Source organism: Bacillus sp. FSL E2-8900, assembly GCF_037966225.1.
Lineage (GTDB): Bacteria > Bacillota > Bacilli > Bacillales > Bacillaceae_G > Bacillus_A > Bacillus_A cereus.
This window is the reverse complement of sequence record NZ_CP150193.1, coordinates 4,421,477-4,441,898: the sequence shown is the minus strand read 5'-3', so window position 1 is coordinate 4,441,898 and position 20,422 is coordinate 4,421,477. Positions and strand designations below refer to the sequence as shown.

Below are 20,422 nucleotides of genomic sequence, written 5' to 3'. Positions count from 1 at the left end.
TATGAGCTTAGTAGATATTAAAATTGGAGAGAAAGTGTTAGTAAAAAGTATTCAGTCTTTAGATCAGCTATTAAAGCGTAGACTAGCTGCTTTCGGTCTTGCTGAAGGAAGCGAACTTCGCCTGAAACAGAAAGCGATGTTCAAAGGTCCTTGTACATTGGAGTGTCGTGGACAGTTAATTAGTATTCGTCATTGTGACGCGAAAATGATAAAGGTGGAATTAGCGTGAATAAGGTAGCTTTGCTAGGGAATCCGAATACAGGGAAGACATCATTATTTAATGCACTTACTGGTTCTTATGAGTATGTAGGAAACTGGAGCGGTGTAACAGTAGAAAAGAAGGTTGGTAAATTAAAAGATAGACAAGGAACATTAATTGATTTACCAGGTGTTTATGATTTAAATCCAGTTTCACGTGATGAAGGTGTTGTAACAAACTTTCTATTAACAGAAGAATTTAATCATATGTTAAATATCGTAGATTCCTCGCAGTTTGAAAGAAATATGCATTTAACGTTGCAGTTACTTGAATTTGGTAAGCCAGTCTCAATTGGTTTAAACATGGTTGATGTGGCGAAGCAAAGAGGAATTGTCATTGATGTAAAACGATTATCAGAGCTATTAGGTGTAACAGTCGTTCCTGTTGTTGCAAGAAGTGGAAAAGGCTGTGAAGAACTGCTTACGACTCTTAAAGAAAATAACAAACAAGAGAAAAAAGAGAAAAAGCCATTCCTTATTTCATATGGTGTACAAATGGATGAAGGAATTGGAGAAGTAATTGCTCTTTTAGAGACAGCGAATTACGAGCATCCGAGATGGTTAGCACTTCAATTTTTAAGCAATAACGAAGTAGTAGAAAAAGAAATGAAAGCATTACCAATTTATAAGGAACTCATAGCCATTCGATCTCGCTTAGAAGGAAAACTTGATTGTACGTTAGAAGAGCACATTTACAAAACTCGTGAAGCGTATATTGAAAAGTTAAAAACAAATGTTATGAAGCATGAGAAAGAAGGAAAAATTCCTTTTTCAGAAAAAATTGATAGATTAATTACACATAAAATTTTAGGACTTCCAATCTTTTTAGCAGTTATGTTTTTTATTTTTCAGGTTACGTTTACGTGGATTGGTACACCTTTATCGGATATGTTAGATGAGTTTTTTGGTGGCCAGCTTACGGATTGGGTGACGGCTGGACTTACAAGTATTGGAGCTTCTGATTTTATTCAAGCGCTCGTTACAGAAGGTATTATTGCCGGTGTTGGTGCTGTATTAGTATTCGTACCACAAATCTTTGCACTATTCTTTTTTATTTCATTATTAGAAGACTCAGGGTATATGGCGCGAATTGCAGTTGTTATGGATAGAATTATGGAGTTTTTCGGCTTAAACGGAAAAGCTTTTATTCCGATGATTATCGGTTTTGGATGTAACGTTCCAGGTATCATGGCTGCGAGAACGATTGAACAGGAAAAAGAACGTTTACTTACCATTTTAGTAACACCATTTATGTCTTGTTCAGCACGATTACCTGTATATGCATTATTTGCGGGCGTATTTTTCCCGCATAGTCAGGCGGCTGTTGTATTTTCTTTATATGTTGCAGGGATTGTTCTTGCGTTATTAGTTACAAAAATTATGTCTCTTACGATTTTGAAAGCGGAAAAGTCTATTTTCGTAATTGAATTACCGCCTTACCGTGTGCCACAAGCAAAAACATTATGGCTAAGCACATGGGAGAAAGGGAAAGGATTTGTTCGTAAAGCTGGTACATTCATCTTTGGTGGTTCGGTTGTCATTTGGTTATTAAACTATGCAGGTCCATCAGGATTTGGTGTTGATATGGGAGACAGTTACTTAGCGATGATTGGTGGATTTATCGCACCACTATTCGCACCGCTCGGCTTCGGAACATGGCAAGCTGCAGCATCCCTTTTAACAGGATTTTTAGCGAAGGAAGTTGTCGTTTCTACAATGGCAATTATTTATGCAGTTAAAGAAGATGTGCTTGGAAATGTAATGGGAGCACATTATACAGCATTATCAGCTTATGCATTTATGTTCTTTATTTTATTATATGTTCCGTGTTTAGCGACGGTAGCTGTTATTAAACGTGAAACAGGATCAGCGAAGTGGACGATTTTCTCAGTCGTTTATCCACTCGTAGTTGCTTATGTATTAACGCTCATTATATACCAAGTTGGATCCTTACTCGGATTCTAGAAGGAGATGTATTGTGATGATGGTCAATATTATAATTGGAGCTATCATTTTTGGTTATGCAGCATATACGTTAGTTAATTTTGTAAAGAGAAGTAAAAAAGGAAAATGCGCAGCATGTTCTTTAAATAAGTCATGTCAGTCGCAAACTTGTAGCCCGGATATGGAGCAAATTGCTCATAATAAATAGAAAAAGCTTTGCGAATTTCGCAAAGCTTTTTTGTTTTACTTTTTAATTTTTACAAGTTGAGAAGCTTCTACGCCGTTGTAACCAGGGAATTCTTTACTTGGGTCTTTATCAAATTTTAATACACCTACAGATTTTTCATCACCTTTTACATTGCTGTAAGTTGCGTCATCAACAATCGCATACATATCTGTATATGCACGGCCACTTCCGATAATTGTGTTGCCTTCATATTTTAATTTCGCTCCATCAAGTGTAGCATTTTCTACTTTCTCTTTTGCAAATAATACACCTTGTTCTGTTGTTACAGCTGGTAATTTATCAAGTGGTTTCGTGTTGTCTTTCTCATCAACTTTGCTAAGTAACTCTTTTTTCACTAGTTCTTCACCAGTTTTCTTATCCATTACAAGAACTTTTTTACCATCTAATGTTGTCATTTTCATTTTATAGAAGTCTTTTTCTTTCACTTCTTTTTTGTTTTTATCTGTAATTTGTTGAACTTGTTCTTCTGAGCCGTACAGTACAAAGCCGTTCGCTTTTTCTCCTAATAAAGAACAACCTGATAATGCTCCAAATGAAATTGCTGCTGCTAATCCGATTCCTACTAATTTTTTCATGATGATTTCTCCTTTTATATGTTTTATAGTAAATACATTTTTGTATTAGTTCCGAAATGATGAGAAGCTTGTTTGCTGCTTCTGGTATTAGTGTATAAGAAATATGGAAACGTAACTATCGAGTTAGCTTACAGTAACATTACACTTATGTAATTTAGTGAAAGTGCGCAAAAGTAAGTTAATTTCAAAGAGGGATAATGAGAATATATTAGAAATACAATATTGTATATAGAATGTCATATTATAATGGATGTATTTTGGAAATAACATGTAAGGACATATTAGTTTTGTTATAATAAACACATAGGCTGTAAAATGAATATTCTTTACTGTAAAGGGAGATTTTTCAGTTTTCCAAGTAGTGAATTTGAAATATGAGGTATATCATAGGAGGAATTTAGATGTCTGTATTTAAACGATTAAGAGATTTAACAATGTCAAATGTGTATTCGTTAATTGAAAAAGCGGAAGATCCAGTTAAGATGACTGATCAATATTTACGCGATATGCAAGCCGATGTACAAGAGGCTGAGAAAAGTGTAGCAGCTCAAATCGCACTTGAGAAGAAATTCAAAATATTATTTGAAGAGCAAGAAGCACTTGTGAAAAAACGTGAAGAGCAGGCTCATATGGCTGTTCAAGCTAATAACTTAGATCTTGCGCGTCGTGCATTAGAAGAAAAACAAAATGCAGAGCAAAAAATGAATGAGTATAAAGCAAGCTACGAGCAAAATAAAGCTGCTGCTGATAACCTGCGCCTAAAGCTAGAAGAAATGCGTAAGCAATTAAATGAGCTGAAAAATAAACGTGAAACACTTGTAGCGCGTGTAAATGCGGCGAAAGCACAAAAGAATATTAATCAGGCGATGTCTGGATTTGATTCAAACTCAGCAAAAGCTGGTTTAAGCCGTATGGAAGAGAAAGCTCTTCAATTAGAGGCTGAAGCGGAAGCAAGCGGTGAAGTTTATAAGAAAGAAAAATCATTAGATGATGAATTCGCAAGCTTAAACAAAAATTCTGCTGTTGACGATGAATTAGCTCGTATTATGAAGCAGTATGAGAAATAATATAGAATAAAGACAAATGAACCGACATGTCTAAATATATTCATGTCGGTTTTCTATTATATTTTAGAGGAGGTTTTGCAATGACATGGATGAATGTAGTTGCCATGCTTGTATGGACTGGAGCGAGTGCAGTACTTTTATTTGCAATTATGTGGGTTGATTCAATTTTTACAAAATACAATGATTTAAAAGAAATCAAAAATGGAAATACAGCTGTAACAACTCGTTTTATTATGAAATTATTTGCACAAGGGTACATTTTATCTCAATCGATAACGAAAGCAAATGATTTATGGCAAGCACTTCTTGCATCAGCAGTTTCTTTCGTTATTTTATTAGTGGTAGAAATGTTTATCGAATTCGTATTAAAGAAAATGTCTGGTCTTGATTTAGAAGAAGGTACGAAAGAAGGTAGCGTTGCACATGCGATGTTAGCTGGATCATTACATATTGTTGGTGCACTAATTTTAGGTGCGTGTTTATAAAGAGAAAAGGAGGGGTAGATTATGAGTTTATTTAAACGGATAAAAAATATAATGAAAAGCCCAGAGCCACTGAAGCCGGAAAAGAGTCTTTTAACGTTAGCTCCTGGCGATATGATTGAAGTTTCATTAGTTATGTATGAATTAATTGGGAAAACGAGTATGCATTCGCGCAAGGAAATTGTTTTGACATTGCAAGATGGAAAAGATATTCGTTATTTAAAAATTGAAGATCGAGAAAATACGTATTACAAATTATATACTCCAATTGATGGTCGCTTAGATTCAATTGATGAAATTCCGACGACAATTGAAATGGATGATACCGAGTATCATATGGAAGAACAATATAACGGACGTGTTGTTGTGATGGGAAAAACTCCATTCTCAGCTTCAGAAGAACAGTATATATGGGAATTCCAATCAGATAATCGAAAATTATTGCGTATTGAATGGCAAAATGGTCGCACAATGATGTATGAGGGAGAAGCAATCATTCCTGCTGATGTACAAATTATAAGAGCAACGTAAGGGGGCGTAATCATGTCAAACCGATTGTTTACCATGATTAAATCGTTTGTGATCCCTATACTTGCTATCGTTATATTACTTGTTGTTGCTGGTTATGCCTTATCAGGTTGTCAAGGCGGGCAGACAAAGTCGATTCAAGACCGTTATCCACTTGAATCTGTTGCCAAGGAAGGTAAACAAGAATCTTACGTGTATAGGGCCGCCAATCGGTCAGTTCCTGAAGTAGCGAAGGAACTTATTAACGAAAGAGAACCGAAGCAAGCATCTAAAGAAGACGAAAATCAAATGTTCCTCGTTTATTCTGATAAGATTTATAACCTGCAAAAGGATAAAGAGAAACCATCTGATACGTTAATTGAAATAAGTAATAAAGAATTTGTCCGTCAAAATTACCAACCGTCCTTCTTGCAAGGATATATTATGGGTAGCATATTAAACGATATATTCGGTTCACGAAAATCATCGTACGGTGATTATCGAGGATATAATGACAGACAAAATCATAAACCAGTTATTCCAGAGAGACCACCTACGAAAGAAGAAAAGAAAACCCCACCTCCAATTACGAAGGAAGGGAAAGGGTCTATCATTAAGCGAGGCGATAATGTAGATTCGAAACCATCAGTAGGTGATAAGGGAAGTATTACTGAAAAAGGAAGTAATACGACGCCCCCACCTTCTACTGGAAGCAAGGGTAAAATTACAAAAACACCAGGCGGTTCAAGCGGATCAGATGTGAAGCCAAAATCATCTATTAAAACGCCGCCAAGGAATACATCTCCTCCGAAAACGAGGGTCGGTGGTTCAGGAAAAATTACGAAGAGAAGATAGTGTAGAGACCGAAAAGTGGAATTTGCTTTTTGGTCTTTTTGTGGGAATTAATTCCTTATAACTGGTACAATTGAAGTATAAGGAGGGGATAGTATGACTACGTATAAAAGATTTAGTGTAATTATGTTCCTTGTATTATTCCTCAGCTTGTTTATTAGCACGACAATGAAATTTCATTTTGTAGTAGGTATTCTATGGATATTGTGTACATGCACTTTATTGTTGTATATCCCGCTGCGTTTTCAACATGAAGTGACGGCTTTTCAAAAGTATGTAGCGTGGATTAAACGTGGGAGTCGGTGGGGCGAGTGAAAATATATCGACTTACCGACAAAAACTGACAACGATAACAACTTAATAATAAAAAGAGGGTGTGCCAAAATTTTGGCACACCCTCTTTTTCATAACGATTAATGAATATCACGTTTCTTGAAATTACCGCCTTTTACTTCTGCTACGTCATAAACTGTAATAAAGGCGTGTGGATCGATTTCATTAATAAGTTCTTTCATTTTACTTTCTTCTAAACGGTTAATTACACAGGAAATTTCTTTAAACTTCTCTCTTGAATAACCACCGTATACTTCGTTATATGTTGCACTTCGGCCTAAACGATCGCGAATTGTTTCTACCATTAATTCAGGCTCTTTTGTAATAATTTTAAATGCTTTTGAACCACTTAAACCAACTTCAACGATATGAATCACTTTCGAAGCGATAAAATAAGCAATTGCCGAAAGGATAGCTCCTTGCAGGCCGAATACTGTTGATACGAAAATAAATACGAACATGTTTAAGAATAAAATAAGGTCACTCGTTCCAAATGGTAACTTACGAGAAAGCAATACAGCTAGCATATCGATTCCATCTAATGCCCCGCCGTTACGTAATGCTAGTCCCATACCAAAACCGATGATAATACCACCAACAACTGTAACTAATAATGTATCGCCTTCAATAATAGCTGGTATTCCGTGCATGACAACGGTACCTATTGCTAATGAAGCAATCCCGATAATGGAATAAATCGCAAAGCTTTTACCGATTTGCTTATATCCTAACCAAACGAAAGGAATGTTAATAACTGCGATTAGAGCTCCTAATGGTAATCCAAATAATCTTGAACTAACGATACTTAAACCAGTCACACCACCGTCTGATACGTTATTTGGAATTAATACCGCTTCTAATCCGTACGCTGTGATAAATGCCCCAATAATAATCATCAAAGCTTTTGAAGCAATTCTTAGCTTATTGGGCTTGTTTTTGATAATTTTCTCCATGTAATTTCCTCGTTTCAAACTAGTTTCTTATTTGTTACGTCATTCACACCTAAATTTTATTTTAACATTTAATTTGAAAAAATTCTCCTTTAATGGATGTATGCAGGGAATATTATCACCATATTATCTTTAAAATATTTTTGAAATCAGTATAAGAAATCCCATCCTTTCAAAGGATGGGATGCTATTAAGAAAATATAAAACTAAGTACTGATATGAATAAAGCGAAACCTAAAATAGTTCCACATATTTTCATATGACGCTTACGTCCCATTACGACAATCGCAACATATTCACGAATCATTGCGTTAGGCCAGTAATAAAATGCAGTTTTTGACCCGATTCCTTGGCTATTAAGACCAGCTTGTCTAGCGTATATACCAGCGCGGAAAAGGTGGAAATTATTTGTTGTAAAAATACTTTTATATTTACCTTCAGGTTTTAAAGAATCCATAATTTCTTTAGAGAACAACATATTTTGATATGTGTTTACAGAGCGATTTTCCTGGACTGTATGTTCAAGAGGAATTCCTTTTTCAACAGCATAATTTTGCATTGCCTCTGCTTCTGGAAGACCTTCATCTGGACCTTGACCACCAGAGAAAATAATTGTCGGTGGTGTATTTACAGCTGCTTGTTTCCAATAGAAGTCGATAGCTTTATTAATGCGGCTTGCAAGTAAGGGTGGTACTTTATCATTAATTAAGCCACTACCAAGAACGATAATGAAATCTTGATTACGTCTTGGTCTGTTAAATTGGTATAAAAAATAAGCGCTTAAGAAGTTAGATAAGTGTATAAAGAAATAGAAGCTTATAAGAGAAATAGCTGCGAAAATAGGCTCTAAATGCGATGAGACCAAACTTGCTGGATTTATGATAGGGAGTAACATAAAGAATAACATCCCTAAAGCAGCAAGGAGTGTTAAACAGTTAGTGAACCGTCTTCCTTCTCGCTTCATTAAAATTCTAGCATTAAGAAATAGCCCAAACATTAAAGCAACAATACCGAAAGGAAGCATAATAAGAAGTGCTAAAATAGGTAAAATTATAATATAGCGTAGGACATCACTACTTGAATTCACAGATATAATCACACAAAAAAGAAGGAAAAAACAGACAAAGGAATTAAATAAAAAGCCGTTTATTATTTTCCGCGGATCTTTTAAATATGAGATAAGAAAAATAATAAACAATATAAGAGGAATAATTCCAAAATACAGCATAAATATAGTACACCTCAACTTGTATAAGAATTTGACATACCTTTTATATTACATGATTTTATAAGTGAAAATGAAAGAAAAAGGATTTTGAATTTTCTCAATAAAATATATGGATACATATGTTACAATATATTCAAAGCGATATATTAAAAGTAAAATGGTTGAAAAGGCACTCAGTAGAGTGCTTTTTCTTTTTGTATGCAATTGTGCATATTATATTTTTTTTCAAATGAAGAGGATTACAATATAAGTTGTAGACAGACTTTATAAAGCAGAATTTAATACAAACATTTCCCTCTACTTTTTGTATCTAACAATCGTATAACAATAAATAATTCTGTTTTATAGTGTCTGTTTTTGAAAGGTGTCTTTTTTGAAGGCATCTTTTTTTGTTAGTATAGATAGTTTTCACTGTTAGCATAGTGTAAACTATCTATACTAAACATTAGCAATCTTCCGTATAAATATTATCAATTTACTATATATTCCAGTGGTGTTAACCTACATATGAAAGGCTTTCTTTTTCAAAATATTACCCCTAATAAAATTTTGAAGAAGTCAACTGTCTCCAAACTTGTCTTTATGCTTAAAGAAAAAGCACTCAAATTGAGTGCTTTTTCTTATTGAAACATGCTATTTTTCTAGGCGATTTTCATAAAATAAAAGTAAAGAAATGAAAGTGGGTGACAAAATGCCGGCAGTTGTGGAAGGTGTTATTATTGAAAACTGCAATGGAACAATTAATGTAGGTGACAAATATAACGTACAGCCGATTGAAAAGACGAAGGCTTATAATGGATCGGGATCATCAAATACAGGAATGAAAGTACAAACGTTTAGCGGGATTAGTACAGCTGATGTATGGGATAATGATGCGAATGATCAGGGGATACAGTTTACTTTATAGTACAGTATGTAAAATTGCATAAAATGATGAACTTGTCCTGTGCTACAATCTAGCTGTGAGCTGTTAATGATTTTTCTGTAGTATAGTTGTTAGATTAGAAATATAACATCTTATCGAAAATCATACGTAAAAAAAAGACACTTCAAACGAAGTGTCTTTTTTTTAACTTAGTGATACCCTTTAGCAGAGTCTTTATGAATTTTATTTTTAAAAAGACTGTAGCTCCAAAGCTGATATCCAATAACGATTGGTACCATGACCATTGCAACGAAGAACATAATTTTTAAGTTTAATTGACTACCAGCTGCGTTGTATAACGTTGTACTGTATGCATCGTTAATACGAGATGGTAACATTCTTGGGAACATACCTGCAAAGCCAGTTGTCATAAACATTGCGATTGTTAGGCAAACGAATGTGAATGCAAGGCCAATTTTATGTTTGTACACCATAATTAGTGCGAGTACACTCATTAGCATTGCAAGTACTGGAAGAATGAATAGTACCGGATATTCTGTAAAGTTTTGGAATAAGTTTGTTCTATTAGCAGTTGCTACATAGAAAATAGCTAAAATGATAGCAGCTGCCATTGAAAATGGTCTTGCGATTTTATAAGCACGATCAGATACTTCACCAGTCGTTTTAATCATGACCCAAAGGGCACCGGATACGACAAATATAGCAGTGAAGAAAAGACCACCTAATATACCGTAATGGTTTAGTAAGCTAAGTAAATTTCCTTCATAGCCATTTTTTCCGATTTGTAGTCCGTAATACAAGTTAGCGAATGTAACACCGAATAAGAAGGCGATTAGGAAACTGCCAATTGCAAATGCCCATTTACAAGTTTTTTGCCAAATTGGTGAATCATCTTTATGCATGAATTCCAGTCCAGCGGCACGAGCAAATAGTGCAAGTAATACTAAGAATAACGGTGTATATAAATAACTAAACATATTAGCATACGTGACTGGGAAGGCAGCAAATGTTGCGCCACCAGCTGTAATTAACCATACTTCATTACCGCCCCAGAACGGGCCAATTGCTTCTTGTAATTGATTTCGTTCTTGTCGATCTTTCGTAACGAAGGGAAAAATCATTCCGTTACCAAGTGCATACCCGTCAAGAATGAAGTAAACTGTCCAAATCACGCCCCATAAACCGAACCAGATGATTGCAAGCATATCATGAGACATGAGCCACACCTCCCTCAGTAGCAAGTTCTTCTAATGCGGCAGGTCCTTTTTTAGCGAACTTCAGCATTAAGTATACGTCTGCGATTAAAAGTAAAGTGTAGAATAAAATTAAACTAATTAATGAGAACCAAATTTGTGGAACAGATATAGGCGATACAGATTCTGCTGTACGCATTAGTTTATATACTGTCCATGGTTGGCGACCTACTTCAGCGACGATCCATCCTGCGTTAATCGCGATATAAGGAAGTAAGACAGACCATATTGTAATTTTTAAATAACGTTTTGAGTTTTCTAGTTTTCCTTTTCGGTTTAAATAGAAGCCATACCAAGTTAATGCCATAAAGAACATACCGAGTGCAACCATTAATCGGAAGCTATAATACACGAGGTTAACATTTGGACGTTCATCTTTCGGAATATCTTTTAAACCAACAATTTCGCCATCAAATGAGTTTGTATAGAAGAAGCTTCCGAGTTTTGGAATCGTAAGGAATTCAAAATTCTTCTCGTTTTTCACATCAGGAATTTGAACAATTGAGAAGCCTTGTCCTTTTCCGGTTTCCCAAACTGCTTCCATCGCAGCTCCTTTTGCGGGTTGATATTTAGCCGCTGATACACCAGATTGATGTCCCATAAACGGTGTAATTGTTGCGGCGAATAAGCCTAACATTAAGCCGAACTTAAATGATTTTTTGAAGAATTCAACTTCATTTTTACGTAATAAGTGATAGGCACTAATTGCCATAACGAAGAAAGCACCAACAATATAACAACCAACTACAGTATGGAAGAACATATTCCAAGCGTATGGATTCGTAACGAGTGCCCAGAAATCATTTAATTCAGCGCGGCCGTTACGTACTACGTAGCCAACAGGGTTTTGCATAAAGCCGTTTGCTGTAATAATCCAAAGGGCAGAAATGTTTGTTCCAAGTGCAACCATCCACATGCAGAAGGCACGGAACTTTGGTGAAATTTTGTCTTTACCGAATAACCATATTCCCATGAAAGTAGATTCTAAGAAGAAGGCAACAAGTGCTTCGATTGCGAGAGGTGATCCGAAAATGTCTCCCATATATTTGGAGTACTCAGACCAGTTTGTTCCAAATTGGAATTCCATCGTAATCCCGGTTATAATCCCCATTACGAAGTTAATTGTAAATAATTTACCCCAGAAATTTGCCATTTTGCGGTATGTTGGATTCAATGTGCGGGCGTATTGAGTTTCCATACATGCTACTAAAATGACAAGTCCGATTGTCAAAGGTACAAATAAAAAGTGATAAAAAATAGTAATTGCAAATTGAAAACGACTCAGTAACAGAACGTCGGACATAATGAATATTCACTCCTTTTTTACATTATCTACAATCAGTTTATAGTGAAAATACGTTTAAAGTATGTGAAACTTGTTACAAAGCTGTGTGTATATTTTGAAAGAATTATGTCGATTATCTGAAAATATCTTATTTTTACTATAAAGCGATATCCTTTTTGAGTTTTTCATATTTTGGTACACTATTTATGTAGTGTAAATGAGAGAAAAGAGGGTTCCTTACTATGAAGTCATTAGAAGAGATTTTGCAGTACAATGAGAAATTTGTTGAAGAGAAAAAATATGAAGAGTTTGTAGCGGGGAAATTTCCAAACAAAAAGATGGTAATTATTTCTTGTATGGATACAAGACTTGTTGAACTATTACCGAAAGCGATGAATATGCGTAACGGTGATGTGAAAATTATTAAAGTAGCAGGCGCTGTTATTTCACATCCATTTGGAAGTATTATGCGTAGTATTTTAGTCGCTGTATACGAACTTGGCGCTGATGAAGTTTGTGTAGTTGGTCACCATGATTGTGGTATGGCAAAAATTCAAGCAAGCAGTACGATTGAGAAAATGAAAGAACGCGGTATAACAGAAGAGAAATTAGATATGCTTCGTTATTCTGGAATCGATTTAGAACAATTCTTGCGCGGTTTCTCTAGTGTGGAAGAAAGTGTAGAACATAGCGTATCAGTACTTCGCAACCACCCATTACTTCCGGAAGAAGTACCTGTTCACGGTCTTGTTATAGATCCTGATACAGGAAAATTAGATTTAGTTGTAAATGGTTACGACAATTAAGAATTTACTTTGTCATCCTTTTTATCTGGGACAGGATCAAATCCTCCCGGGTGGAAAGGGTGACATTTTAATATACGCTTACAAGTAAGCCAAAAGCCTTTGAATGCACCATGTTTTTGAAACGCCTCTAATCCGTAATGAGAACAAGTCGGATAAAAACGGCATGTTGGTGGTGTCATCGGAGAAATGAATTTTTGATAAAAGCGTATAATCCCAATAAAAATCTGTTTCATAACGGTCTCCTTTTCAGCATATTCTTAAAGTATTATAGCACGACTGTACATAATACTTTACTAATGTGCATTTCCGTTATATCATATTGGATATAACGGAATTAAATTAAAAGCGGGAGAGATGTTGTATGCCATCAGTAGAAAGCTTTGAATTAGATCATACGATTGTAAAGGCACCTTATGTAAGACATTGCGGAGTTCACAATGTAGGTAGTGACGGTATTGTAAATAAATTTGATATTCGTTTCTGCCAACCGAATAAACAAGCAATGAAACCAGATGTTATTCATACGTTAGAACATTTATTAGCATTTAATTTACGTAAATATATTGATCGTTATCCGCACTTTGATATTATCGATATTTCACCGATGGGCTGCCAAACAGGATATTATCTTGTAGTAAGCGGAACACCGACAGTACGAGAAATTATTGATTTATTAGAACTAACATTAAAAGATGCGGTTCAAATTACAGAAATTCCAGCTGCAAATGAAACACAATGTGGTCAAGCGAAGCTTCACGATTTAGAAGGAGCACAACGCTTAATGAACTTCTGGTTAAGCCAAGATAAAGATGAACTTGAGAAAGTGTTTGGATAAAAAGGAAAACTGCCTGTGAAAGGGCAGTTTTTTTATTGTGCTAAGAGCGACCATACTCTTCTTTTTTATGAAAATATATTAGATACTCCAACATATAAAACAAAGGCAGAACCGAGAAAATAAACAAATGCTTTTGCTTTTTCCTGTTTCTTCATTTCATCAATTCCAAAAAGGATAAACATAATACTTAAAAGGATAAACACGTAAGGTAAAAGAATAGTGAAGTTTGCAAAGAAGCTAAATAGGGCGAGAGAAAGAGCGATAGTGGCGATTATAATTCGAATGTTTTTTAACATGGAATCCCCCTTAGTAGAAAGACATAGTTACTGAGAGAAAATAATTATAAATGCTAAATTGGTCAAAATTTCATTCTACATGTAGTGAAAGTAGTTCGATATTAAGAAGAAGAATATAAGACCAGAAACGAAAAAATACGGGATACTCATTGATTTTCGTCCGGATTTTAATTCATTAATTCCTAGAAGAATAAAGGAACAACTGAGAATAAATTGTAAGTATGGAAGAAGTGAAAAATTATCGGTAACATCGATATAAGTGCTTAGAATGAGTAAGAGAAGCATGAGAAATGCTAAAAAACTCCGTAATATAGTTAGAGTTAGCATTGTATAGCCTCCTTTAGACCATTTATCGGAATATTTCTGTGAAACCAATAAATAAAGCAGCGGCTCCTGCTAGTAGAGCGAGCACACTACCTCCTGTTTGCCTCTTTAATATTTCCTCTAAACTTATGGTGAGGGCCATAACTCCTAAAGAGATAAACATATACGGCATTATTTCTCTATTACTAGTAAAAAATCCATAGATTGCTATAGATAAAGCAATAAGTGATAAAGTAATCCGTACTCCTTTTAGCATGCATGTACCTCCTTTTATTTGATATAGCTAATGATGAGAACAATCCAAATGAAAGCACCGGCAATAATACAAATAAGTCCAGTTGCTGATTCCTTTTTCTTTATTTGTTCAAATGCGATGAGAAACATTAAAGCCCCTAATAGAAATTGTGAAAGAGGTAAAAAATTATTTTGACCTGTATATAATCCAATTGCCGACATAACGATCACAGTGAGTGCTACTATGATGCGAAGTATATTAGGAATTCTCCTTATTCTTTTTTGTATAAGGATTGTCTTCTAGTTTATCGACGGAATGTTTATAAGCATAGCCTTTATTAATTGTCATGATGGAGAGTACGAGGATGATTAGGACGATGATAATACCGATAATTAATATTTTGAACATAAAATCCCTCCTTTTCTTTATTTTACATAATTTTGTAATTGATGAAAACAATAGAAATTAAAAGGATGAAAGAAGGGTGTTACATGGAGACGAAAAAAACATATTATATATCAATAGGAAACGGTCAAATTTCACAAGTGAAGACGGCGGATACGTATAATTTTGAGATTTCCGCAAATGATGAGGAAATTACGGAATTAAGAGAGCACTTCGATCAAGCATATGTAGAAGATTTAGGTTCATTTGTACGCTCCCACGTTCCATTTGTTGAGTATCATCACGATTCAAATAATGACCGATATGATGAACAACTACAAAAAGCATATAAAATGATTTACGATTTAGGAAATCATGAGACGAAAGAATTAGTCGCGCAAATGGGAATAATCAATGGATTGTAATTGGATAATATTATGCAGAAAAGCGAGAATATGCTACAATTTGTGGTAGGAAAAACTTGTAACCATCAATAGGGGAGTAATGGCATGTACAAATTTAAAGATTATTACCACAACACTGTACAATTATCGTTTGAACGTTATCCATTTTCTCCTGAGCCAAAGCATGTTTGGGTTGTATGCCGGTACGGGGATCAATGGTTATTAACGCATCATTTACGTCGCGGTCTTGAATTTCCGGGTGGTAAAGTAGAACTAGGGGAAACACCGGAAGAAGCGGCAGTTCGAGAGGTTCATGAAGAAACCGGCGGCATAGTTTCTGATTTAACTTACTTAGGACAATACAAAGTATCTGGAAAAGACAAAATAATCATTAAAAACATTTATTTTGCAACAATTAGTGCGGTAGAAGAACATACGCATTACGAAGAAACGAAAGGGTCTGTTTTATTAAAAGACATTCCTGACAACATTAAAACGAATAGAAAATTTAGCTTTATAATGCGCGATGACGTATTAGCGCGTACGATGAAACATATAGAAGAAATCGGCTGTTTTACGAAGTAAAGTAGCCGGTTTCTTTTTTTGTATGTAAGAATAAATGTAAATATATCTTTACATTATTTTGGGTATATTATACAATTTTGTAAAGATATATTTACATTTTAGGAGGGGGAAGATGGATAAAAGAAAAGAAACGACTGTTACTGTTTCGATGGTTAAATTAAACTTTTCTTTATTTTTTATAATAATTGCTTTGTCGTTTGGAATTGGTTATTTGCATATATTTCTTTCAGGTGGGGTTCAAGTCGAAGTTACATTATTAACGATGTTTCTTTTTATTATCGCAATGATTGTTCTCGTTTGTATTCATGAAGCGATACATTTAATTGGCTTTCGCTATATCGGAGGTGTTCCGTGGAGTGAACTAAAATGGGGCGTTAATTGGAAATTAGGTGTTGCATATGCTCATTCTAAACAGGCGGTTACAGTAAAGCAAATGAAGAAAGTGTTAATGCTTCCGTTTTTACCAACTGGAATTTTGCCAATTGTATTGGGATTAGCTATGAATCTGGAGCCACTCTCATTTTTAGGAATTCTACTAACAGCAGGGTGTATCGGCGACATTGCCGTATATCAAAAAGTTTCAAAGTTTCCAGATGATGCGCTAGTAAAAGATCATCCGAGTAAACCACAGTTTACAGTGTATGAATAATAAGAGGAGGCGTTTTTGAAAAACGCCTCCTCTTATTATTGTTACTTTTGGTTGGTGAATTGATATATTGTGAAAATCGCTGATATAATTTATTTGTTATTATTGTGTTGATACCTCCACCTCTAAAAACGAAAGCACCTCCAACAAATCATCTACGATACGTGAATGCTTAAAATCACCCCAAAACGAATCTTTTTTCCAAACACCAAGAATCCCTACTTGTTCAGAACCAAGCACATCGTTTTCTGGATGATCTCCAACATAAAGACATTCTTCTGCCTTAACATCTAGTCTTTGCAAAGCACGTTCGAAAATTTCAGGGTGAGGTTTTTTTATTCCTTCAGCTTCTGAAACGAGAATGGTGTTTGTATACGTATGTATATGTAGTGCTCGAAGGTTGCTCATCTGAAATTCAGTAAAACCATTTGTGATAATACCAATTTTAATGTTTCGCTGTTTTAACTGTTGAAGTAGTTCATGCGTGTTTTTGAAAGGAATACAATGATGTTGGAAGTTTGTAATATAGTCGTGTAGTAGTTGCTCTTGCGTTAAAGTAGTAATGTTGTATTCGGAAAGGAGAGTAGCATATACTTTATCCTTCCACGTATAGCCATTATTATCGAGTTCAAGAAATCGAGAACAATACTCTGATTTCTCTATGCTCTTCAAATGTGAGGCGAAGCGATTATATTGCTCACAAATAAATTGTTCTAAAGATTGGCGCCGATCTAATAGTGTTCCATCTAAGTCGAATAGGATTGCACGAATCATGGGAAGCCTCCTTGCAGTTTTTATAATTAATTATCGCATATTCGCAAAAAAATGATTATGATATTTTGTAGAATGGAATAATGGGGGATTGTATGAAGAAACTGTATGGCAAGTTAGTGTGTTGTATTATAGCAAGCGGTTTAGTTGCAGGATGCGATAGTGCTATCGAGGTTACAAAAGAAAAAGAAATTTGTAAAACAGAAGAAGAGTGCACGCAAATAGGAGATAAAACATTACAAAAAGTATATAAAAAGATAGAGGGACTTTCAGAACTTGAAAAAGTAGAGGATTATGACATAGAAGAGTATGAAAGTATGAATATGAAAGAGGCGGAACAGAAAAAAGAAGAGGATGACAATTACTTCTTTTTAGCTTCTTATTATATCGATGATGATGAAATTGTAGATCCTTATTTTGAGAAATTGGATCGTAAGAGATTGAATAAAGTTTTTGCAGATGACGAAGTAGCAAAAGATGATTTGTTAAGTCAGCGACAAGATAGAGAGTATCATGAAACCTTATGGGACATGTATCGCACTCTCGTCCCAGTGAAATATCGTGAGAATATAACAGGATTTGGTCTAATAACGGATGGTTATGATGGCGTTGTTGCCCATGTCATGCCAAGTATAGATGACCCGAGAGATTGGGTGCTTAGTTTAGACGTGCTGGATTCTGGGGTGAATATAGATGAAGTGATGAAAACATTAATTCATGAAACGGCTCACGTATTAACGATTGGACATAAACAAGTACCAGTGGATAGAAAGTATTTAGAGGCGTTTGATGAAGAGAAAGACATTTCATCATATCGAAATAAATGTAAAACGGTGTTCTTGAAAAATGGATGTGCGAGAAAAACTTCGTATATTAACCAATTTTATAATGAATTTTGGAAACCAATTGAGCAAGAGTGGACAGAAAAGAAAGTAGAAGAAAGTGAAGAGGCACAAATTGAATTTTATAAAGAAAAGCATGATGATTTTGTATCGCTATATGGAACAACAAATGTAACGGAAGATATCGCAGATACATTTACAGCGTTCATTTTACAAGATTCAAAAAAGGTGAAAGAAGGAACAGAGTTAAAATATAAGAAAATTGCTTTCTTCTATCAGTTCCCTGAGCTTGTAAAAATGAGAGCGGAAGTGCTGTCGGGATTATATGATGTTTCAAAAACGATAGAACAACAAAGTGGAGACTAATGTGAGTTATGCTTTCGATATAGTTTCGTTAAAGAAAAGCGTGAAGAATTTTTAATTCTTTGCGTTTTTTTATGTTGATAAAATTGAAAATTCTGTATTTTTATCAAAAAGAAGAAGGAACTGGAGGCACAAAAGAGAATTAGTATAAAAATGTCACAATTTAGACACAATTATAATGCGCGTGTTGTAGGGACTATAAGTTTACTCTCGAGGAGGTAATGAAACGTATGAAAACGATTCTTGCTGTTGCTGGTCTCATTTGGGTAATGTCTCACGGTTTTCCGATTTTTGAAGGGGAGCAAATTCGTAGTGCTTTGAATGAAAAGTTTAATGATTATCATGTGATAGATCGAAAAGATAATGTCGTTACAGTACGTGTGAAAGACTGTTTCCATACAGTTACGGTTGCGGATGGAAACATTACAAATGAAACGAAAATGTGTGATAAAAGGTAAAAGAAAGAAGCTGACTATAGCGCACTGTTTTGAGTCAGCTTCTTTTTCTTTTTCCAATTAGAATTTTTTCAAATGCCTCAACAAATACATACATAAGAGTTGCAAGAACACATGTGAGTAGTACGCTAAGTAAGACGAGTGTGAAGTTAAAGACTTGGAATCCGTAGCTAATTAAGTAGCCAAGTCCTTGTTTGGAAACGAGAAGTTCTCCGAAAATAACACCGACCCAGGATAAACCAACATTTACTTTTAACGTTGAGATAATTGCTGGAAAGGATGCAGGGAGAACGACTTGCTTATAACATTGCCATTTATTTGCGCCAAATGTATCCATCACTTTTATATAGTTAGAATCGACTTCTTGAAATGCACTGTAAATAACGAGAATGGTAATGATGATGGAAATGATTACTCCCATTGCGATAGAAGATGAAATGTTTGGACCGAAAATAACGATGATGATTGGACCGAGTGCAACTTTTGGCATTGCATTTAGGACGACGAGGTAAGGATCAAGTACGCGGGCTAGAAGTGGCATCCACCAAAGAAACGTGGCAATAATAGCACCGAGTACCGTTCCGAGAATGAAACCTACTCCTGTTTCCAGCAATGTCGTCCATATGTGGACCCAAAGTGAACCGTCGATCCATTTCGTTAAGAAGAGATCCCAAATACTCGAAGGAGAACTAAAGAGTAAAGGATCGATCCATTCTTTTTTGCTAGCTATTTCCCATAGTGCAAAGAAAAGAATAAGTAGTAAAAGCTGTAGTGAGCGAGCAATCCAAGCACGCCTGCGTTCTTTCTTTCGAAATTGTTCATGTAGTTGTTTTATATTATCCAAGTCGTTCCAGCTCCTTCCATATATCTTGAAAGAGGGCTGGGAAATCGTAGTGATGGCGTGCTTCTAACGGTGATAAAGAACGGATACTTTCCGGGACGATAAAGGTTTTCGCGATTTTTCCAGGATTCGCTTGAAGTAAATAAATACGATCACTCATCGCAATCGCCTCTTCAATATCGTGAGTAACAAGTAGTGATGTTTTCTTATATTTATTTAGTAAGTTGAAAACGAGTTCTTCTAGTTTTAATTTCGTTTGATAATCGAGTGCGGAGAATGGTTCATCTAGTAATAAAATTTTCGGATCAGTTGCTAACGTTCGAACGAGAGCAGCACGTTGACGCATACCGCCGGATAGTTCACGAGGATATTGTCCTTCTACCCCATGTAGACCGACTTGCTTTAAAAGGTTTAAAGTATGTTCTTTCATTTGTTCATCATAAATTCTTCGAATATGAAGTCCAAGCATAATATTTTCTTCAATCGTTTTCCACGGGAATAAGTAATCTTGCTGCAACATATATCCCATAGATGATGTTTTCGTTGTAATTGGTTCACCATCTAAAAAGACAATACCATCAATTGGATCAAGTAACCCAGCAATGATTGAGAGGAGCGTTGTTTTACCGCAACCACTTGGGCCGAGTATAGAAATAAATTCGCCTTCTTCCACTTGTAAGCTCATATCTTCAAGAATAAGTTTGGCATTCTCTTTTGCAAAAAAGCAGTGAGAAACGTTACGTATTTGTAAAAAACTCATACACTTCG

Annotated in this window: 29 protein-coding genes; 16 read left to right on the top strand and 13 right to left on the bottom strand. The window is 35.1% G+C overall.

All coding sequences use genetic code 11. The features are described from left to right. Position 1: 1 nt before the first annotated feature. From NST90_RS22795 to NST90_RS22785, 3 genes are read left to right on the top strand one after another with little or no spacing between them, the layout of a single operon-like run. Positions 2–229, top strand: a complete 228-nt coding sequence (locus tag NST90_RS22795; RefSeq protein ID WP_000060512.1) for a FeoA family protein — start codon at positions 2–4, stop codon at positions 227–229. Beyond that, positions 226–2,223 carry a ferrous iron transport protein B gene (gene feoB / locus NST90_RS22790; RefSeq protein WP_044307035.1) on the top strand — a complete coding sequence of 666 codons (1,998 nt, stop codon included), beginning with the start codon at positions 226–228 and terminating at the stop codon, positions 2,221–2,223. The genes NST90_RS22795 and feoB overlap by 4 nt, the downstream gene beginning before the upstream one ends. 16 nt (positions 2,224–2,239) lie before the next feature. Next, on the top strand, positions 2,240–2,410 hold the full coding sequence (locus NST90_RS22785) for a FeoB-associated Cys-rich membrane protein (protein ID WP_000989598.1): 171 nt from the start codon (positions 2,240–2,242) through the stop codon (positions 2,408–2,410). A gap of 35 nt (positions 2,411–2,445) precedes the next feature. Here NST90_RS22785 and NST90_RS22780 read toward each other — a convergent pair whose 3' ends face one another. Further along, positions 2,446–3,024, bottom strand: a complete 579-nt coding sequence (locus tag NST90_RS22780) for a lipoprotein BA_5634 family protein (RefSeq protein ID WP_000737469.1) — start codon at positions 3,022–3,024, stop codon at positions 2,446–2,448. A 401-nt stretch (positions 3,025–3,425) separates the two neighbouring features. Between NST90_RS22780 and NST90_RS22775 the strand changes: the two genes are divergently transcribed. From NST90_RS22775 to NST90_RS22755, 5 genes are all read left to right on the top strand, one after another. After that, positions 3,426–4,091, top strand: a complete 666-nt coding sequence (locus NST90_RS22775; RefSeq protein WP_000110280.1) for a PspA/IM30 family protein — start codon at positions 3,426–3,428, stop codon at positions 4,089–4,091. 80 nt (positions 4,092–4,171) lie between these two features. Continuing rightward, on the top strand, positions 4,172–4,576 hold the full coding sequence (locus tag NST90_RS22770; protein WP_000220087.1) for a DUF350 domain-containing protein: 405 nt from the start codon (positions 4,172–4,174) through the stop codon (positions 4,574–4,576). 21 nt (positions 4,577–4,597) lie between these two features. Next, entirely contained in the window at positions 4,598–5,104 is a 507-nt protein-coding gene (locus NST90_RS22765) for a DUF4178 domain-containing protein (protein WP_000051739.1), read from the top strand. A gap of 12 nt (positions 5,105–5,116) precedes the next feature. Next, positions 5,117–5,935 carry a DUF4247 domain-containing protein gene (locus NST90_RS22760; RefSeq protein WP_000071190.1) on the top strand — a complete coding sequence of 273 codons (819 nt, stop codon included), beginning with the start codon at positions 5,117–5,119 and terminating at the stop codon, positions 5,933–5,935. Between the two features lie 93 nt (positions 5,936–6,028). Further along, a complete protein-coding gene (locus tag NST90_RS22755) occupies positions 6,029–6,247 on the top strand; it encodes a hypothetical protein (RefSeq protein WP_016123492.1) in 219 nt (72 codons plus the stop codon). 98 nt (positions 6,248–6,345) lie between these two features. On the opposite strand, the gene NST90_RS22750 is transcribed toward NST90_RS22755, so the two are convergent. Together NST90_RS22750 and NST90_RS22745 are read right to left on the bottom strand one after the other, a co-directional pair. Continuing rightward, a complete protein-coding gene (locus tag NST90_RS22750) occupies positions 6,346–7,218 on the bottom strand; it encodes a YitT family protein (protein WP_000411245.1) in 873 nt (290 codons plus the stop codon). A 187-nt stretch (positions 7,219–7,405) separates the two neighbouring features. Beyond that, positions 7,406–8,443: a YdcF family protein gene (locus tag NST90_RS22745; RefSeq protein WP_000965218.1), complete on the bottom strand. Its 1,038-nt coding sequence runs from the start codon at positions 8,441–8,443 to the stop codon at positions 7,406–7,408. 673 nt (positions 8,444–9,116) lie between these two features. Here NST90_RS22745 and NST90_RS22740 point away from each other — a divergent pair. Then, a complete protein-coding gene (locus NST90_RS22740; RefSeq protein ID WP_002001299.1) occupies positions 9,117–9,350 on the top strand; it encodes a spore germination protein in 234 nt (77 codons plus the stop codon). A 167-nt stretch (positions 9,351–9,517) separates the two neighbouring features. Here NST90_RS22740 and cydB read toward each other — a convergent pair whose 3' ends face one another. Together cydB and cydA are read right to left on the bottom strand one after the other, a co-directional pair. Next, entirely contained in the window at positions 9,518–10,546 is a 1,029-nt protein-coding gene (gene cydB, locus NST90_RS22735; RefSeq protein ID WP_006925605.1) for a cytochrome d ubiquinol oxidase subunit II, read from the bottom strand. Continuing rightward, positions 10,536–11,885, bottom strand: a complete 1,350-nt coding sequence (gene cydA / locus NST90_RS22730) for a cytochrome ubiquinol oxidase subunit I (RefSeq protein ID WP_046393042.1) — start codon at positions 11,883–11,885, stop codon at positions 10,536–10,538. The genes cydB and cydA overlap by 11 nt, the downstream gene beginning before the upstream one ends. A 224-nt stretch (positions 11,886–12,109) precedes the next feature. Here cydA and NST90_RS22725 point away from each other — a divergent pair, with 224 nt between their 5' ends. Further along, positions 12,110–12,673, top strand: a complete 564-nt coding sequence (locus NST90_RS22725) for a carbonic anhydrase (RefSeq protein ID WP_000838159.1) — start codon at positions 12,110–12,112, stop codon at positions 12,671–12,673. Here the strand turns inward: NST90_RS22725 and yidD are convergent. Continuing rightward, positions 12,670–12,906: a membrane protein insertion efficiency factor YidD gene (gene yidD / locus NST90_RS22720; protein ID WP_000809330.1), complete on the bottom strand. Its 237-nt coding sequence runs from the start codon at positions 12,904–12,906 to the stop codon at positions 12,670–12,672. The two genes, NST90_RS22725 and yidD, sit on opposite strands and share 4 nt — an antisense overlap. 128 nt (positions 12,907–13,034) lie before the next feature. On the opposite strand from yidD, the gene luxS reads away from it, so the two are divergent. Continuing rightward, positions 13,035–13,508, top strand: a complete 474-nt coding sequence (luxS, locus tag NST90_RS22715; protein WP_001141371.1) for an S-ribosylhomocysteine lyase LuxS — start codon at positions 13,035–13,037, stop codon at positions 13,506–13,508. A 65-nt stretch (positions 13,509–13,573) separates the two neighbouring features. On the opposite strand, the gene NST90_RS22710 is transcribed toward luxS, so the two are convergent. The 4 genes from NST90_RS22710 to ytzI form a co-directional block, all read right to left on the bottom strand. After that, positions 13,574–13,804, bottom strand: a complete 231-nt coding sequence (locus NST90_RS22710; protein WP_000916678.1) for a YczI family protein — start codon at positions 13,802–13,804, stop codon at positions 13,574–13,576. 349 nt (positions 13,805–14,153) lie between these two features. Beyond that, entirely contained in the window at positions 14,154–14,384 is a 231-nt protein-coding gene (locus NST90_RS22705; protein ID WP_000912059.1) for a DUF3953 domain-containing protein, read from the bottom strand. A 14-nt stretch (positions 14,385–14,398) separates the two neighbouring features. Further along, the gene (locus tag NST90_RS22700) at positions 14,399–14,629 is read right to left on the bottom strand and encodes a DUF3953 domain-containing protein (RefSeq protein WP_033687460.1); all 231 of its coding nucleotides are present in this window, start codon (positions 14,627–14,629) and stop codon (positions 14,399–14,401) included. Further along, positions 14,622–14,771 carry a YtzI protein gene (ytzI, locus tag NST90_RS22695; protein ID WP_000472791.1) on the bottom strand — a complete coding sequence of 50 codons (150 nt, stop codon included), beginning with the start codon at positions 14,769–14,771 and terminating at the stop codon, positions 14,622–14,624. The genes NST90_RS22700 and ytzI overlap by 8 nt, the downstream gene beginning before the upstream one ends. 83 nt (positions 14,772–14,854) lie before the next feature. Here ytzI and NST90_RS22690 point away from each other — a divergent pair, with 83 nt between their 5' ends. The 3 genes from NST90_RS22690 to NST90_RS22680 all read left to right on the top strand — a co-directional run bounded on the left by NST90_RS22690 (position 14,855) and on the right by NST90_RS22680 (position 16,385). Continuing rightward, positions 14,855–15,172: a hypothetical protein gene (locus NST90_RS22690; protein ID WP_000448409.1), complete on the top strand. Its 318-nt coding sequence runs from the start codon at positions 14,855–14,857 to the stop codon at positions 15,170–15,172. Between the two features lie 84 nt (positions 15,173–15,256). Beyond that, on the top strand, positions 15,257–15,736 hold the full coding sequence (mutTA, locus tag NST90_RS22685) for an antimutator 8-oxo-(dGTP/GTP)ase (protein WP_000276385.1): 480 nt from the start codon (positions 15,257–15,259) through the stop codon (positions 15,734–15,736). Between the two features lie 112 nt (positions 15,737–15,848). Next, entirely contained in the window at positions 15,849–16,385 is a 537-nt protein-coding gene (locus NST90_RS22680; protein ID WP_000361288.1) for a DUF3267 domain-containing protein, read from the top strand. A gap of 99 nt (positions 16,386–16,484) precedes the next feature. Here NST90_RS22680 and NST90_RS22675 read toward each other — a convergent pair whose 3' ends face one another. Then, positions 16,485–17,156 carry an HAD family hydrolase gene (locus tag NST90_RS22675; RefSeq protein WP_000617250.1) on the bottom strand — a complete coding sequence of 224 codons (672 nt, stop codon included), beginning with the start codon at positions 17,154–17,156 and terminating at the stop codon, positions 16,485–16,487. 92 nt (positions 17,157–17,248) lie between these two features. Here NST90_RS22675 and NST90_RS22670 point away from each other — a divergent pair, with 92 nt between their 5' ends. Both NST90_RS22670 and NST90_RS22665 read left to right on the top strand, forming a co-directional pair. Continuing rightward, positions 17,249–18,361 (top strand): hypothetical protein, encoded by a 1,113-nt coding sequence (locus NST90_RS22670; protein WP_000737819.1) that lies wholly within the window; start codon positions 17,249–17,251, stop codon positions 18,359–18,361. A 227-nt stretch (positions 18,362–18,588) separates the two neighbouring features. Beyond that, positions 18,589–18,816 carry a hypothetical protein gene (locus NST90_RS22665; RefSeq protein ID WP_000849112.1) on the top strand — a complete coding sequence of 76 codons (228 nt, stop codon included), beginning with the start codon at positions 18,589–18,591 and terminating at the stop codon, positions 18,814–18,816. 34 nt (positions 18,817–18,850) lie between these two features. On the opposite strand, the gene NST90_RS22660 is transcribed toward NST90_RS22665, so the two are convergent. Together NST90_RS22660 and NST90_RS22655 are read right to left on the bottom strand one after the other, a co-directional pair. Further along, positions 18,851–19,657: an ABC transporter permease gene (locus NST90_RS22660; protein WP_000368771.1), complete on the bottom strand. Its 807-nt coding sequence runs from the start codon at positions 19,655–19,657 to the stop codon at positions 18,851–18,853. Next, positions 19,650–20,414, bottom strand: a complete 765-nt coding sequence (locus NST90_RS22655; protein WP_000009035.1) for an ABC transporter ATP-binding protein — start codon at positions 20,412–20,414, stop codon at positions 19,650–19,652. Before NST90_RS22655 ends, NST90_RS22660 begins: the two co-directional genes overlap by 8 nt. Positions 20,415–20,422: the final 8 nt, after the last annotated feature.